Below are 15,371 nucleotides of genomic sequence, written 5' to 3'. Positions count from 1 at the left end.
GCTCCGCCGGTCAGCGAAGCCGAAAGGGGCTTGTCGGGAAAGCTGAGCTGTCACGCAGCGGAATACCGACCCGAATCGTGAGGGGCCCATTCGAGGGTCCGCAGCAGGTCGGACACGGACGGTGCCACGGGCAGGGCACGCAGTGCCGCGCTCAGGGCGGCCGCACGCTGGCCGCCCAGCCGGCGCACGTTGAGATCGAACTTGTGCCGCAGCTGCTCGGGCCGGATCGGGCGCTCGGCCATGCCCAGGTTGGCCAGGACGCGCTCCTCGACGGTCGTGCCGTCGGTGAGGTGTACCCGGGCGATGGTCGGCAGCCGCTCCGGGTAGAGGGCCTCGCACTCGGGGTCCGGCACGTAGTGCACCCGTTCGGCGAGCCGGCGCACGACCGGGTCGTCGAGCATCGCCTGGGTGAAGTCGTCGAGGTAGACGCCGAGGCCGCTGCCGCCGCGGTACGCGATCGCGAATGTGAAGGGCCCGCTGAACTGCGCGTGATAGGGACTCTCCGGCCGAATTTTCGCCTCCCGCGGCTCGGCGATCGTACGGGTCACGGCCATTGGTACGGACAGGTCGACCCGCTCGATCGACTCGATCGGGATGCCTCGTTCCGCGAGCCGCCGCGCGGCGTCGATGCCGGTGTGCGTGAAGACGTTGGTCGGGTACGGCTTCACGAAGCAGCGGTCAAGCTCCCAGTCCTCGCCGAGGCCGTCGAGGAAGGTCTCGGAAACCGGATGCAGGCCTGTATAGGCGTTGAAGAAGCCGAACCGGCCCTCCAACACGGTGTCGGGCGCCGTCAGGCCCTGCCGGGCGAATTGTGCTGCCGTCACGCCGGCGTGGGCCGCCCACCCGCAGTGGATCCGTTTGACACTGCCGCCCTTGCGGTTGGCCTCGATGAGCCCGCCGCCCATGCTCCCGGCGATGCCGAGGGCGTGGCGGGTGGTCTCGACGTCCAGCCCGAGGACGACTGCCGCCGCCACGGCCGCGCCCATCGCCCCACAGATCGACGTGGCGTGCAGGCCCCGCTCGAAGAAGATGTTGTTGCCGAGGTCGGGATCGTCGGCGCCGTTGCCGAGCCGGATCGTGATCTCGGCGCCGGCGGCGACCGCGGCCAGGACGGTGCGTCCGCTGGCGCCCGCCATCTCGGCGGCGGCCAGGGCCGCGGGCACGACCGACGCGCTCGGGTGCAGGATCGACGGCAGGTGTGTGTCGTCGAAATCCAACGCGTGCGCCGCCGTCCCGTTGACCAGCGCAGCGACGGGTGCCGGCACGCGGTCCGGGAAGCCGAGGACCGTGGCCTGTCGGCTGCCGCCCCACTCGCGGGCGAGCGCCAGGGCCGCCCGGACCGGCTCGGTGTCCATCGCGGCGATCGCGATGCCGACGGTGTCGACGATCCGCGCCTGCGCGTCGGCGGCAATGCGCTCCGGAAGCTGCGCGGCCGTCTCCACGGCGAAGGCGGCAAGCCGGGTGCTCAGGGTCGGGTTGGTCATGCTGTCTCCGTCTCGAACACGGCTAGGGGCCGCACGGGTGACCCGGTCGCGCCGACGAGCGGCAGGGGCGCCAGGACGAAGTCGAATACCGGGCCACCTCGGGCGGCGAGCGTCTCGAGGTCGAGCATCTCGATGATGGGTGTGCCCCGCTCGACCAGCAGGAGCCGGTGGACTGGGAGACGGGCGTGGCCCTCCCCTGCGGGGATGTGCTCGAACGCGGTTGTGTCACTGCCGACGAAGCACGGCTGGTGGGCCGCGAGCCACTCGCCCCCGGCCGCGTCCGGGCCAGGTACGCCGGAGTCATGCCCCACGAACTCCGGCCCCCGGTTCCAGAGCTGGGCCCACCCGGTACGCACCAACAGTGCCGCTCCGTTCGGGATGGCTGCCTCGCCACCGGGGAGTAGCGCCGCGGCGGCCGCCAGTTCGGCCGGCGTGACCGGCTGGGCCGGCGCCAGTCGGTCGACGCCGAGGGCGCGGGGCACGTCCAGCAGGATCCCGGGCACGATCGCCGGTGGGATCTGGTCGACGCCGTGGGTGGTGAACCGCCCGCTGCGTTGCGCCTCCGCCGCCTCCACGCCGCCGTGCAGGAGTCCGTCATGGCTGATGTGCGCCAGCGCGTCGATGTGCGTGCCGGTGTGGGTGCCGAGCACGAGCAGGTCATTCGCGCCGGACGTGCCGTCGGCACGCACCGCGTCGCCGTGCCGGCGCATGAGCGCGTGCCGGTACCCTGGATGGCTCGGCGACACGGGGATCGCCGGATGGAGGGCGTGGCCGAGGTCGACGATCTCGACCCGAGCGCCGTTGCTCCGGGTGCCACCGACGATGCGTGCCCGGTCAGCCATCAATTTTCCTCTCGGCCAGTGCGACGATCATCTCGGCCTGCCGGACGACCGGCGCGTCGACGAAGGACCCGTCGGCCAGGACCGACACGGCCCGTTGCCCGTCGCCGGCAGCGCGGGCGCCGTCGAGCACTGATCGGGCCCAGGCCACGTCCGCCGTGGTCGGCCGGAACGCGTCGCGGACCATGGCGACCTGGGTCGGATGGATGCAGCTGCGGCCGAGGAAGCCCAGTGCTCGGAGGCGACGAGACGAGGCTGCGAGGCCGTCGATGTCGGTCACGTTGACGTAGGCGCTCGCGACCGGCGCGGGCAGGCCTGCCGCCCGCGCGGCGAGCACCGCGGTCTGTCGCGCGAGCGTAAGCCCCTCGTCGTCGGTCGTGCCGCGGGCGAGGCCCAGGTCGGCGCGGAGGTCGGCCTCGCCGAGCATCAGCGAGTGCACACCGGGCACGGCGGCGATCTCGTGGGCGGCCGCTATCGCGCGGGCCGACTCGAGCTGACAGATCAGGCGGCGCTCGAGCCCCCAGTCGGCCGTAGCCTCGGCGGCTCGGTACGCGTCGTTCGCGCTGTCCACCTTGGCCACGCGCACCGCCACGATCGCGCCCGCGCGTACGAGCGGGCCGACTGCGGCGACGTCGGCGGCGAAGTCGGGGCTCGACGGCGAGTTGATGCGAACCACGGTGGGCACACCGAGCCCGGCTCCGATGGCGTCAGCGAGACCCGCGCGGGCCGCGGACCGCTGCGTCGGGTGGACCGCATCCTCCAGGTCGACGACCACGCCGTCGGCCGCGGCGGCCGCCTTCATGAAGCGGTCCGGGCGGGTCGCCGGCACGTAGAGCCAGGCGAGCGCGAGCTCCCAGCCGGGGGCCATCAGACGATCCCGTCCGCGTGCAGCCGGGCGATCGTGTCCGGGTCGTAGCCGAGCCCGGCGAGCACCGCGTTGGTGTCGGCGCCGTGGGCCCGACCGGTGTGCCGGATCGCGCCGGGCGTCTTCGACATCCGGAACAGCACGTTCTGCATGCGCACCGGGCCGAGGTCCGGATCGTCCACCGTCGCAATGGCGCCGATCGCCCCGAGCTGCTCGTCGGCGACGACCTGGGACATGTCGTACACCGGCGCGATGGCCGCATGGGCCGCCTCGAACGCCGCGATGACGTCGCTCATGGGGCGGTCCGCGATCCATCTCGCGACCGCGTCGTCGATCTCGTCGGCGTGCTTGGCGCGCTCTACGCCGGAGACGAACCACGGCTGTTCGACGAGGTCGGGCCGTCCGACGAGGCGCATGACCCGCTGCGCGACGGAGGTGGAGCTCGAGGAGATCGCCACCCAGTGGCCGTCCTTGGTGAGGTAGGTGTTGCGCGGCGCGTTGTTCTCCGAACGGTTGCCCGCCCGCTGTGTGACGTGGCCGAGCTGGTCGAATGCGAGCAGTTGCGGGCCGAGCATCGCCAGGATCGGTTCGATGATCGCGAGGTCGATCGCCTGGCCCTGTCCGGTACCGGCGCGCGCGTGCAATGCCGTGAGGATTGCGATCGCCGCGGCCAGGCCGGCAATGTTGTCGGCAAGGGCGAGCGGCGGGAGGGTCGGCGGCCCGTCGGGCTGCCCCGTCGAGTGCGCGAAGCCGCTCATCGCCTCAGCGAGGGTGCCGAAGGCTGGACGTCGCGCCATCGGGCCCGCTTGCCCGAACCCGGTCACCCGCGCCAGGACGAGCCCGGGGTTGTCCGCAGCCAAGGTCTCGTAGTCCAGGCCCCACCGCTCGAGGGTGCCGGGCCGGAAGTTCTCGATGACGACGTCGGCCTCGCGGGCCAGTGCGAGCATGATCTCGCGACCTTCCGGGGTGGACAGGTCGAGGGTGGCGGTCCGCTTGTTGCGTCCGAGCATGAGCCACCACAGGCCCTTGCCGGCTTTGCTCTTGCCATGGGTCCGTGCGCCATCGGGTTGACGCGGGTGCTCAATCTTGAGGACGTCGGCGCCGAAGTCGGCGAGGATCGTCGCGGCGCTCGGTCCGGCGAACAGGGTCGCGATGTCGACGACGCGGAGGTCGGCGAGCGGGCCGACGCGATTGTCGTCGTCGGTGGCGGAGGGCCAACCGCGGGCGTCTCGGGTGGTGGTCACGTGGGCTCCCGGCTTTGGCGGATTCGCCGGTCACTGTAGGTACGGGCCGCCGCAGAGGTGTACGCCTTCTCTCACTGGGCGGAACCTGCCGGTCGCTCCGTTGACGATCCGCCCGGCTTCTTCATATTCTGCGCGCCAGAATCGTATTCCTCATTATGGAACGCGCTCCGCGCTTCGGTGGTCCTCGACCAGAAGCGTCGGTGCGGAGAGGGGAACCATGTCGGGTCAGGCCGTCAGAGTGGGCATCCTCATCGCCGGCGGGGGGATCGCCGGCCTCGCCACCGCGCTCGGACTTGCGCGCGCCGGCACGCGCGCGCACGTCCTCGAACGCGCACCGGAGTTCGGTGAGGTCGGCGCCGGCATCCAGCTCGCGCCGAACGCCCTGAGCGCGTTGGACCAGCTGGGCGTTCTTGACAAGGTCACCAAGGACGCAGTATTCCCGGAGCGCAAGGTCTACATCGATGCGGTGACCGGCGCGACGATCGCCACGATCGACCTCGGCGAAGAGTTCGTCGCGCATTACGGGTATCCGTATGTCGTCGCGCACCGTGTGGATCTGCACGCCGCGCTGCTCGAAGGATGCCGCGAGAGCGGGCTCGTGACGCTGGAGAACAGCCGCGAGGTGCTCACCGCCGAGAACCGACCGGACGATACGGTGCTCGTCACGTGTGCCGACGGCACGCAGTACATCGCCGACGCCGTGATCGGGGCCGACGGAGTGCGCTCGAAGTTGCGCGACGGGATCATCGGCGACGCGCTCGTACCCTCGCGCTATGTCGCCTACCGCGGCACTGTACCGACCGGCGTCGTCGGCGCGGACGTCACGTCGTCGCCGGCGGTGCTGTGCTGGCTCGGCCCGAACATGCACCTCATCCAGTACCCGTTGCGCGGGGGCCGCGTCTACAACAACGTGGCGGTATTCAAGTCCGACAGATACTCCCCGGACCACGACGACTGGGGCACCCCGGAGGAGCTCGATGCGCGCTTCGCGGGCTGCTGCGACGCAGTCCAGAACGCGGGCACGTACCTCAGCCGCGACATCCGCTGGCCCATGTACGACCGGGAAGCGGCAGACACCTGGGTCGATCGCCGGGTGGCGCTCATCGGCGATGCGGCGCACGCCATGCTGCAGTACCTCGCCCAGGGCGGTGCGCAGTCGCTTGACGACTCGGTGGCGATCGTCGAGGCACTGGTTGGCGCCGAGAACGTCGCGTCGGCGCTGGCCGCCTACCAGGACCGGCGCCTTGCCCACGTCGGGAACATCCAGCGCCTGGCGCGGGTGGCCGGCGAGCTGTTCCACATCGAGGGCATCGGGCGCCACCTGCGCAACCACGCGTTCAAGGACCACGATCCCACGGCTTACGCGAACCTCGACTGGATGTTCATGCCGCTGGCGAAGGCGCCGACGCAGCGCAGGTATCCGGTCTGACGACGGCGTGGCTCAGGCGACGCAGCTCAGCGGCGTAACTCGGCCTCGAGTGCGGCCGCCGCACGCTGCGTCGCCTCTGCGAGGTGCGGGAGGTCCGCGCTGGCCACCCGACTGGTCGGGAAGGTCACGCCGACCGCGTAGTCGACCGTGTCGCCGGGCCCCCGCACTGGCACGGCCAGGGCGCTCACCCCCGGCTCCACCTCGCCGTGCTGGACGATGAATCCGAACGTCCGGATCGACTCGATGTGGGTGGCCAGCCTTCCGGCATCGACAGCCGCACCGCTTGCCGTGATCAGTTCGCCGAGTTCATCCGCGTCGAGCCCGGAGAGCAGCACCCGGCCCATCGCGCTCAGGTGTGCCGGCTGGGCGTGGCCTTGGCGATTCCCGACACGGAGCATGTGTGGGCTCTCCACGGAAAGCAGCGTCAGCGCCAGGCTCCCCTCCAGCGCCCCGAGATGCACCGTCTCCTTGAACTCGTCGACCAGTTCGCCTAGCACGGGACGGGCGAGCTGCCGCGCCCGCTCACGCGGGTTGACCAGGCGGCGGATCGCCTCGCCGGGCCGGTACGTCTTCGTCGCCGGGTCCTGGCTCGCGAAGCCGTGCAACGCGAGCATCTGCAGGAGTCGGTGCGCCGTCGACGGCGCCACACCCAGCATCCGGCTCGCGTCGCCGATGCGAATGCCCGCCGGGTTGGCCGCGACGATTGTGAGCAGCCTCAGCGCCTTGTCCACCGAGCCGATCGGGTACGTGGGCTGTTCGGGCTTCGCTGATGCCGTCATGGCAGCATTCTATGCTGCAGAACTTTCTTCCATTTTCACTGTTGGCACTCGAGCATCAGGGAGGGACGGCGTCGAGTGCCGCGCGGCCGGGATGACGCGGCCAGACGCCGATCATCAGCGCCCCGACCGCCAGGACGACACCGGCGCCGATCGTCGCCCACCGCACCCCCACGTGTCGGTGGCGATGCCCTGGCCAACGGTCCGCGCGAAATCGCCGCCGAGTAGAACATGTGGCGCACCGCGAGCACCCGCCCGCGTATGAGGTCGCCGGCAAGAAGCTGGAAGTGCGCTGTTGACGCCGCTGATCGCTGCGAAAAATCCGGCACCGACGGCACCCGCCGAAGCGCACCGGCGACCGCGAACAGCACGGATCCCACGCCCAGGGCCGAGGTGCGCAGGCCGAGACCGGCCGGACCGACCTCGTAGACGTCCTCGGCGAACACCACGGTGAGCTGGAAGACCGGATTGCCGAACAGGCCGAGCATGACCGACAGCAGGATCGTGATCCGGCTCCCGGGGTTGCCACGGATGAAGCCGACCGCCTCGCCAACCCGGGCCGAAGCCGGCGGCGGTTCGGGGGGCCGCACCGCGCCGGATGCGCACGGACGACGAGCAACGCGGCGATCACGAACACGAACGAGACCGCGTTGAGAAAGAAGGCCCGCGTGGCATCCAGGGTGGCCAGCAGTGCGCCGGCGGACATTGGAAGGCCCGGGCCAGGTTGAACTGCAGGGAGTTGAGGGTCACCGCCGAGAAGATCTCCGCAGGCGGCACGAAATCGTTGACGAGCGACTGCCACGCCGGATTGTTGATCCCGTTGAGGATGCCGAACAGCGTGAGCAGCCCGACGAGGACCAGCGGTTCCTGCGGGCCGAAGGCCCGGGCAGCCGCATGAAAAGGCCGGTCACGGCGAGTCCGGCCTGTGCCCACAACAGCAGCAGGGTGGGTGTCGGCGAGCGTCCCGCCGAGGGGCGCGAAGATCAGTTCGGGGGCGAACTGCGCGACCGCGGCCCAGCCGACCCACACGGCGCTGCCTGTCGTCTGGTAGAGCACGTACGGCGCTGTCAGGCTGCAGAGCCAGGTGCCGGTGTTCGACCGAAGGGCACCCAGAACATCCGGTATCCCGGGTGTCGCAACGCCCGGAGCAGGCCGCCTCGCCGCGGTGCGTTGGCTCCCGTCGTCACAGGCCACTCACTTCTCGTCGTGGGCATGGCCTCGCCGGCCCGATCATCGCCGGACCCGGCGAGGCCATGGGCGTGGTGGACTAGCGTCCAAACGCCGCCTTCCAGATCGCGGCGTCGGCCTTGCCGTGCTCGACCTCGCCCTCAGCGGGCATGACCCACACCTGATCAGAGCCCAGCGCCGGCAGCTTGCGCCCCACAGCCACCGGCGGGTCGACGTCCGCACGAACGGAGTAGTCGCCGACCTGTGTGATCACCTTCTGGCCACGCTTCGACAGCGCGTAGTTGAGGAACACCTTCGCGGCCTCCGTGTTCTTCGCCGTCGCCGACTTGCCGATGAAGAAGCTGAAGAGCACCAGCCCCTCCTTCGGCACGACGTAATCGATGGGCGCCTGGTCCTTGACGACCGCCACGTTGACGGCTGCGGTCCCGGCCGTGGCCACCGCGAGCTCGCCCCGGGCCAGCGCCTGCTGGCGCTCACCACCGCTGTCGAAGATCTTCGGCCGAAGGGCGGCCATCTTCGTCCAGTAGTCAGGGTCCACCTTCTCCTGGATGAAGCGGTTCAGCGCGATCGACGACCCGCCGGCTGTGCCGGTGGTGATGCCGATCTTCCCGGCGTACTCCGGCTTCAGCAGGTCCTTCCACGACGTCGGGGCGCTCTCCTTCGGCACCTGCTGGGTGTTGAACGCGAAGGTGACCGCGACGTTCGCGAACTTGGTGAAGGCGCCACCGTCCAGCAGCAGGTCATCCTGGCCCTTGACGGGCGCCGCCGTGTACGGCTCCCAGATGCCTTCCTTGTTGAAGTCGTCGGCGACGGCGAAGTCCGAGGTGATGATGACATCGGCGGCAAGCTTGCCGGCGCCGGCCTCTGAGCGGACGCGTTCGGACAGCTTGTTCGTGACGTCGCGGACGAACTCGACCTTGATACCGGTGTCGGCGGTGAAGGCCGCGTTGAACGCCTTCTGGTTCGCCTCCTGGTAGGAGGTGTACAGCGTCAGCGTCTGCTTCTTCGCCGCGTCGTAGGTCGTCTGGTCGGCGATGACCTCGCCGTCGACAACGAGGCCATTGGTGGTGTCGACCTTGGCGTCGTCGCTGATGACAGCGCTACCGCTGCCGCCGCCACCGCATGCCGCGAGGCTTGTCACCAGGGCGAGCGCCGCCACACAGGCGAGCGCACCTTTACGGATTCGCATGGCTATGCCTTCCTTGGGGTTGGGGGTGAGGGGGATGTTGACCTCGTCGGCTCAGACGCGCGTTTCCTTGAAACGCCGCTCCCTGATTCCTACGAGCTGGGTCGTGACGGCGATCAGGGCGATGACCACGACGAAGACGAGACTGATCGCCGCCGAGAAGCTGATGCTGCCGTTCTCGAAACTGTGGAAGACGAGGATCGACAACACGCGGGTGTCCGAGGTGTAGAGAAAGATCACCGCACTCATCTCCCGCATGCCGAGCATCAGCAGGAGCAGCACGGTGGACACGATGCCGGTACGCATCAGCGGCACGGTCACATTCCGGATCGCCCGGAATCGGCCGGCACCCAGAATGACAGCGCTGTTCTCCAGGTCCGGATCGAGCTGCAACATCGACGAGGACACACTCCGGTACGCCTGCGGCATCGTCACCGCGATCGTGGCGATGGCGAGGATCGCGATCGTCCCGTACACCGGGAACGGAAGGCTCAGCCAGGCCCACAGGATGCCCATGCCGAGCACCACCTGCGGAATGGCCAGCGGCGACATGCTCACCTGCTCGAGGAACTGGCCGAGCCGCGACGTGGTCCGGTAACGCACGTACGACGTGGAGAACGCGATCGTCGTGCCGATGACCGCCGCGACCACCGCGACCACGATCGAGTTGACCGTCGAGGTCCGGAAGTCGGCCTGGCTGACGGCCTCCGCGAGCCGTTCCAGGGTGAAGCCGCGACTGAAAAGATCAGCGATGTGGGTGACGTACATCGACCCCGACATCGACGTCGCGACCAGCGCGAGGATCGGCAGCATCACCGAGATCGCGAAGTACAGCACCGCGAACGCCGTCGCCACCCACCGTCCCCACCGCAGCGGCACCCGGCGCGGCCGGTTCCCCTTGCCCGTGAGGGTGGTGAACCGCTTTCGGTTCACCACCCGCTGCTGCAGGTAGGTCGCGACGAGCAGGGCGGCCGTCAGGGCGATCGCAATGCCCGCGGCGGCGTTGGCCTGCACCGGCGAGGAGGCCATCAGGCGGTAGATGTACGTCGGGAGGGTTTCGATGCCACCGGGGTTGCCGAGGATGGCATTGACCGGGAAGTTCTCCATGGCCAGGGCGAAGGAGAGGATCGCGGCGCCCACGAGGGCCGGCACCGCCAACGGGAACGTCACCGTCCGCAGCATGCGCCGCAGGCTCGCGCCGTGCACCGCGGCGGCTTCTTCCAGGTCGGCGTTCATCATCGAGAACGAGCTGTAGGTGAGCATGAACGTGTACGGCGCGTAGTAGATGCCGAGCACGAAGACGAGCCCGCCGTGCGAGTAGACGTCGAACGTGACCGGCAGGCCGAGGTCACGCAACGCGATGTTGATGTAGCCCGCGCTCGGGCTGGCCAGGAGTGACCAGGCAAGCGACCCGACGATCGACGGCAGGAACATCGGCGCCATCCCTGCCAGGTAGATGAAGCGCCGCCAGGGGGCGTCCGTGCGGGCCGCGATGAACGCGAGACTGGCGCCCACGACAAGCGACACGACCGCCGCCCCTGCCCCGATCACCACCGAGTTCAGCAGGCTCCGCACACCGTTCGACGTGGCCAGGACCGTGAAGTTGTCGAACGTGAACGAGCCGATGCCCGCACTGCCCGGCCGGGGCACCTGGGTGGCCAGCGCGGCGATGACGATGTACGCCACCGGCAACACGATGAGGAATGCCAGCACCACGGCGAGGACGCCGCCGGGAAGCTCACGACGCGCCCGTTTCAGCGTTGATCGTGCGGTACTCATGAGCGCACCCGTTCCCGAGGCGCGACGATGTCGGCGGTACCCGGGCTCGCCTGGGCGGTGGCCGTCTCCGGCAGGACCTGCACGGCGGCCGGGTCGATGGACAACCACACCTGCGCGCCCGCCTCGAACCGCCTGCCACCGCGCGCCGACGAGAGCACGTCCAGTTCGAGCTTCCCGCCGACGCTCACCGCGTAGCGAGTGCTGGCTCCCTGGAAGCTGGAGACGAGGACCGTCGCCGGGTACACGTTCAAGCCGACGGGCTTCTCCGCGGCCAGATGGATGTCCTCACTGCGCACGCAAGCCTTCAGCCCGCCCAGGTCGGCGCCGGTCACCGGCGCGGTGGACGTGATCGACAGCCCGGTGCCGGTCAGGGACCACGCGTCCCCGCCGGAGTGGGTCACGTCGAGCACGTTCGCGACCCCGAGAAAATGCGCGACGGAGGCGCTCGCCGGCGTGTTGTACATCGCGTCCGGCTCGTCCACCTGCACGATCACGCCGTCCTGCATGAGTGCGATGCGATCGGCGAGCGCGAACGCCTCGAGTTGGTCATGGGTCACGTAAACGGTGGTCAAGCCGAGGCGCAGCTGGATCTCCCGCAGCTCCACTCGAAGTCGGTCGCGCAGGCGCGCATCCAGATTTGACAACGGCTCGTCGAGCAGGAGCACCGCCGGCCGCATGACCAGGCTGCGGGCGAGCGCGACGCGCTGCATCTGACCTCCGGACAGCAGGCTCGCCCCACGATCGGCGAAGCGCTCCAGGCCGACGAGCGCGAGCGCCTCTGCCACCCGCTGCCTGATCTCGGCCTTGGCGAGCTTCTGCAGTTTGAGAGAGTAGGCGACGTTCTCGAACACGGTCATATGCGGCCAAACCGCATAGGACTGGAACACCATGCCGACATTGCGCTTGTTCGGCGGGAGGTTGATGCCGGCCTCGGCATCGAACACCACGGTCTCACCGATGGTGATGCGTCCCGCTGTCGGTTCCTCCAGGCCCGCGATGCACCGCATCGTGCTCGTCTTGCCGCAGCCGGACTTGCCGAGCAGCACGACCGACTCGCGGTCACCGATCTCCAGATCCATGTCCTGGATCGCGGTGAACGGGCCGTAGCGCAGCTGGAGATTCTCTATCTTGATCCTCATGCTGGTCGCGCGTCTCTCTACTCGTAGTAGGTGTGGGCCTCGATGAGCACCGGCTCGTCCCCGGCGAACGCCTTCGTGAGCGACTCACGCAATCTCGCTTCTGTGCACACGGACTCGGCCGCGACGCCGTAGCCGTTGGCGAGCTGCACGAAGTCGATGTCAGGCAGTTCGAAGCCGGGGAGACCGGTGGCCGAAAGTCGCCGACCGAAGCTGACCAACGCACCGTAGGTGTCGTTGCGGAGGACGACGAAGGTGACCGGGATCCGGTAGCGCGCCGCCGTCCAGAGACCGACCAGGCCGAAGTTCGCCGATCCGTCACCGATCTCGGCGACCACACGCCGCTCGGGCTGAGCGAGCTGCACGCCCACTGCGGCTGGCAACCCGAACCCGAGGCCGCCGGCGGCCGCCGAGTAGAACGAGCCCTGGTGGCGCATCGCGACGTTCGACCAGAACGACTCGGCCGTCGACGTGGACTCGACCACGTGGATCGCGTCCTCGGGTGCCAGGTCGGAGATCGCCCGGAACACCGTGTCGGGGTGCATGCGGTTCGCACGGTCGATGCCGGCGGCGCGCTCGGATCGTGGCGGCGGCGAGGCGTCGCGCGCCTGCACATTCCCGGCGAGACGGGCCAGTGCATCGTCGATCGGTGCCAGGTAGGCGTCCCCGAACGGCGCCCGGGCCACCTCCGACGGGTCATTGGAGATGTGGATGAGCCGCGACCCATCGGCCAGATAGCGTCCCGGGTGCTGATGGTGGTACCGGAACACCGGCGCACCGACGACGAGCACGGCATCGTGGCGGGACAGCAGTTGGGCGATGCCGACGACGTTCGCCGGCAGGACGCCCTGGAACAGGGGGTGGGTCGTGGGGAACGGGCAGCGGGCCGGCGACGGCGCAACCCAGACCGGAGCGGCGAGACGCTCGGCGAGCCGCACGGCGTCGTCGTTGGCGTGGGTCGCGTCGACCTCCGGGCCGAGGACGAGCACCGGGTGGCTCGCGGCGTCGAGACTCGCCGTGATCTCGTCGAGGTGCCGGTCCGCGAGGGCGGTCGCGTCAGCCACGGCACGCCCGACGGTGAAATCGGCGTTCTCCCCCGCTTCGCGCTCCCAGTCGTCGTAGGGGACGGAGACGTGTGTCGGGCCCTTGGGTGCGAGGTTAGCGATGTGGATGGCCTGGGCAAGGGAACGAAGGACATCTCCGGCGCCGAGCGGCTCCGTGCTCCACTTCGACAGCGGCCTCGGCAGCAGCGCCGCCTCCTGGCTCGAGACCATGACGTCCTGCCCGACCGTGTCCCGCACCTGCTGCCCGGAGAGCACCACGACGGGCGATTTCGCATAGACCGTGTTCGGCAAAACGCCCATCGAGCTGCCCGTGCCGGCAGCCGAGTGCAGGCTCACCAGCGGCGACTGGCCACTGGCCTGGGCATAGCCGTCGGCCATCGCCATCACGGCGCCCTCGTGGAGGCCGAGGATGTAGCGGAACTCGCTGGGGAAGTCCTTGAGGAAGAGCAGCTCGTTCGACCCCGGGTTGCCGAACACCGTGGTCATGCCATGACGGCGGAGCAGCCCGAAGACCGCTTCCCGGATGGTCGTCATCGATCTCCCTCGTACGCAGGCCGCAACGTGTTTCGGCAAGGTTAAGGAGCGACCCACTTCAGCCCAAACAACGAAAACTGGATCGGCACATAGATGCCATCTATAGTTCGCTCCGTGGTCGACTACGACATCGGGATGATCCGCGTTTTCGTCCTGGTCTACGAGACGGCCAGCGCGACCGCCACGGCCGAGCGCCTGTTCATCAGTCAGCCCTCGGTGAGCTACACCCTTCGACGGCTCCGGAACCTGTTCAACGATCCGCTCTTCCTGCGGCGCGGGAACCGGCTCGAGCCGACCCCCATCGCCGAGGACCTCTACCCCCGGCTGCGGCAGCTCATCGAGTCCATGGACGAGGTGATGTCCCACGCGTCCAGGTTCCGGCCCGAGGAGTCCACCCGGACGTTCCGGCTTCGCCTGACCGACGTCGGGGTGACCGGGCTCCTGCCACGGATCCTGCACCGCATCCGTACCGAGGCGCCGCACGTCGTGCTCGACGTCGGCGCGCTCACGTTCTCCACTGTGGTGCGGGAGCTGCGGTCCGGCCAGGCCGACGCGGTAATCTGCGCCACCCGGCTCGACGCCCCCGATCTGCTGCGTGAACCGCTGTTCACCCAGGCCTACGTCGGCGTCTGCGCGCCCGACCACCCCCGCATCGGCGCCACCCCCACGCTCGCCGAATTCGAGTTCGAGCAGCACGTCGGGGTGGCCGGCGAGAGCGGACACCGGTCCTACGACCTGCGGATCGGCGAGCTCGGCATCGACCGCAAGGTCGCGCTCGTCATCCCGTCGTTCTCCGGGTTACCCGCCGTTCTGGCCGGAACCGAACTGCTTTCGTTCGCGCCCTCGAGCGCGGCGCAACGCTTCGAGTCGAACGGGCTCCTGCGGGTGTTCGCTCTCCCGTTCGACGTGCCGATCAGCGAGTCGGCGCTCTACACCGTCCGCCGCGAGCTGCCATCCACGGAGTTCGACTGGTTCCGCAGATCGCTCATCGAAGCGTTGCGGTGACGCTCGGAAAGACGGCGGAGCCGGACTGGCGCGCCAGGTCCGCGCTGATGAATCGCGCGGTGTCGAGCACCCGCGGTGCGATCGTCCGGGGCTCCGGGATGCGGGTGTCGGGGAACGAGACCGCCACGCTTGCCACGATGCCGCCGTCCTCTCCGAAGACGGGAGCAGCCACCGATGTGCGCCCGGGCAGGCCGTCGTTGCGAAAAATGCCGATGCCCTGGCGCCGAATCTGGGCGAGATGGTCCCGCAGGCCGGGAAGGGCGGCCGCGAGGGTTTCGGACTGCGCCGCCTCCTCGCACAACTGATCCCAGGCGTCTTCGCTGTAGGCGAGCAGCACCCGCCCGCATCCGGTGCCCTGCAGCGGCATCCGCCGGGTCGCTCGGGACGAGCCGGGGGTGGGCTTCACCCGGGTGATTCGATCGGCGAACACGGCATTGGCCCCGTCACGCATGCCGAGGTACACCGTGCCGCGAGTCATGACGTGCAGATCCACGAGGTAAGGCTGGGCGAGTTCCCGCAACCGGCGCAGTTGCGGGGCTCCGATGCCCAGCCGCCAGATGCGGGGCCCAAGACGGTAGCGGCCTCGAGCCACCCGCTCGACGCCTTCCCACTCCACAAGGGCCGCGAGCATCCGATGCACGGTCGCCGGCGGGAGGCCGGTGTCCGCGCAGATCCCGGTCACCGTCATCTCGTGACCACCGGCCAGGCAGTCCAGGATCTCGAACGCGCGACCCAGGACGCTGCGCCTGGTGTCGTCGCGGTCCACTGCGTCGGGCATCGCGTCGCTCCTCGTCGTGTTCGACCTGCGTACGGGCGGAACGCCCCGCTGGATGGCCACCGTA

Annotated in this window: 14 protein-coding genes; 2 read left to right on the top strand and 12 right to left on the bottom strand. The window is 69.4% G+C overall.

Features of this window, described 5'->3' with window-relative positions:
* Nucleotides 1–50: 50 nt before the first annotated feature.
* The 4 genes from GA0070604_RS10790 to GA0070604_RS10775 are packed head-to-tail and all read right to left on the bottom strand — an operon-like array spanning nt 51 to nt 4,432.
* Nucleotides 51–1,484: an MmgE/PrpD family protein gene (locus tag GA0070604_RS10790; protein ID WP_091117828.1), complete on the bottom strand. Its 1,434-nt coding sequence runs from the start codon at nt 1,482–1,484 to the stop codon at nt 51–53.
* Entirely contained in the window at nt 1,481–2,326 is an 846-nt protein-coding gene (locus tag GA0070604_RS10785; protein WP_091117827.1) for a cyclase family protein, read from the bottom strand. The genes GA0070604_RS10790 and GA0070604_RS10785 overlap by 4 nt, the downstream gene beginning before the upstream one ends.
* On the bottom strand, nt 2,319–3,191 hold the full coding sequence (locus tag GA0070604_RS10780) for an HpcH/HpaI aldolase/citrate lyase family protein (RefSeq protein ID WP_091117826.1): 873 nt from the start codon (nt 3,189–3,191) through the stop codon (nt 2,319–2,321). Before GA0070604_RS10780 ends, GA0070604_RS10785 begins: the two co-directional genes overlap by 8 nt.
* Nucleotides 3,191–4,432 carry a CaiB/BaiF CoA transferase family protein gene (locus GA0070604_RS10775; RefSeq protein WP_091117825.1) on the bottom strand — a complete coding sequence of 414 codons (1,242 nt, stop codon included), beginning with the start codon at nt 4,430–4,432 and terminating at the stop codon, nt 3,191–3,193. The genes GA0070604_RS10780 and GA0070604_RS10775 overlap by 1 nt, the downstream gene beginning before the upstream one ends.
* Nucleotides 4,433–4,670: 238 nt before the next feature.
* Between GA0070604_RS10775 and GA0070604_RS10770 the strand changes: the two genes are divergently transcribed.
* Entirely contained in the window at nt 4,671–5,861 is a 1,191-nt protein-coding gene (locus GA0070604_RS10770; RefSeq protein WP_208602012.1) for an FAD-dependent monooxygenase, read from the top strand.
* A gap of 26 nt (nt 5,862–5,887) precedes the next feature.
* On the opposite strand, the gene GA0070604_RS10765 is transcribed toward GA0070604_RS10770, so the two are convergent.
* From GA0070604_RS10765 to mdlC, 7 genes are all read right to left on the bottom strand, one after another.
* On the bottom strand, nt 5,888–6,640 hold the full coding sequence (locus tag GA0070604_RS10765) for an IclR family transcriptional regulator (RefSeq protein WP_091117823.1): 753 nt from the start codon (nt 6,638–6,640) through the stop codon (nt 5,888–5,890).
* A gap of 35 nt (nt 6,641–6,675) precedes the next feature.
* Nucleotides 6,676–7,227, bottom strand: a complete 552-nt coding sequence (locus GA0070604_RS10760) for an MFS transporter (protein ID WP_091117822.1) — start codon at nt 7,225–7,227, stop codon at nt 6,676–6,678.
* A 37-nt stretch (nt 7,228–7,264) separates the two neighbouring features.
* The gene (locus tag GA0070604_RS10755) at nt 7,265–7,831 is read right to left on the bottom strand and encodes an MFS transporter (protein ID WP_091117821.1); all 567 of its coding nucleotides are present in this window, start codon (nt 7,829–7,831) and stop codon (nt 7,265–7,267) included.
* Nucleotides 7,832–7,904: 73 nt separating this feature from the next.
* Nucleotides 7,905–8,984: an ABC transporter substrate-binding protein gene (locus tag GA0070604_RS10750; RefSeq protein ID WP_208602011.1), complete on the bottom strand. Its 1,080-nt coding sequence runs from the start codon at nt 8,982–8,984 to the stop codon at nt 7,905–7,907.
* An 81-nt stretch (nt 8,985–9,065) separates the two neighbouring features.
* Nucleotides 9,066–10,790 (bottom strand): ABC transporter permease, encoded by a 1,725-nt coding sequence (locus tag GA0070604_RS10745; protein WP_091117819.1) that lies wholly within the window; start codon nt 10,788–10,790, stop codon nt 9,066–9,068.
* Entirely contained in the window at nt 10,787–11,929 is a 1,143-nt protein-coding gene (locus tag GA0070604_RS10740) for an ABC transporter ATP-binding protein (RefSeq protein WP_091117818.1), read from the bottom strand. Before GA0070604_RS10740 ends, GA0070604_RS10745 begins: the two co-directional genes overlap by 4 nt.
* A 17-nt stretch (nt 11,930–11,946) precedes the next feature.
* Nucleotides 11,947–13,524 (bottom strand): benzoylformate decarboxylase, encoded by a 1,578-nt coding sequence (gene mdlC, locus GA0070604_RS10735; protein ID WP_091117817.1) that lies wholly within the window; start codon nt 13,522–13,524, stop codon nt 11,947–11,949.
* Between the two features lie 114 nt (nt 13,525–13,638).
* Between mdlC and GA0070604_RS10730 the strand changes: the two genes are divergently transcribed.
* Nucleotides 13,639–14,529 (top strand): LysR family transcriptional regulator, encoded by an 891-nt coding sequence (locus tag GA0070604_RS10730; RefSeq protein ID WP_167363425.1) that lies wholly within the window; start codon nt 13,639–13,641, stop codon nt 14,527–14,529.
* On the opposite strand, the gene GA0070604_RS10725 is transcribed toward GA0070604_RS10730, so the two are convergent.
* A complete protein-coding gene (locus GA0070604_RS10725; RefSeq protein WP_091117815.1) occupies nt 14,510–15,307 on the bottom strand; it encodes an IclR family transcriptional regulator in 798 nt (265 codons plus the stop codon). The genes GA0070604_RS10730 and GA0070604_RS10725 overlap by 20 nt on opposite strands.
* Nucleotides 15,308–15,371 lie beyond the last annotated feature (64 nt).

The organism is Micromonospora eburnea (assembly GCF_900090225.1).
In the GTDB taxonomy this organism is placed as follows: Bacteria; Actinomycetota; Actinomycetes; order Mycobacteriales; family Micromonosporaceae; genus Micromonospora; species Micromonospora eburnea.
The sequence above is the reverse complement of the archived record's forward strand: the minus strand, read 5'-3'. Positions and strand labels throughout refer to the sequence as shown.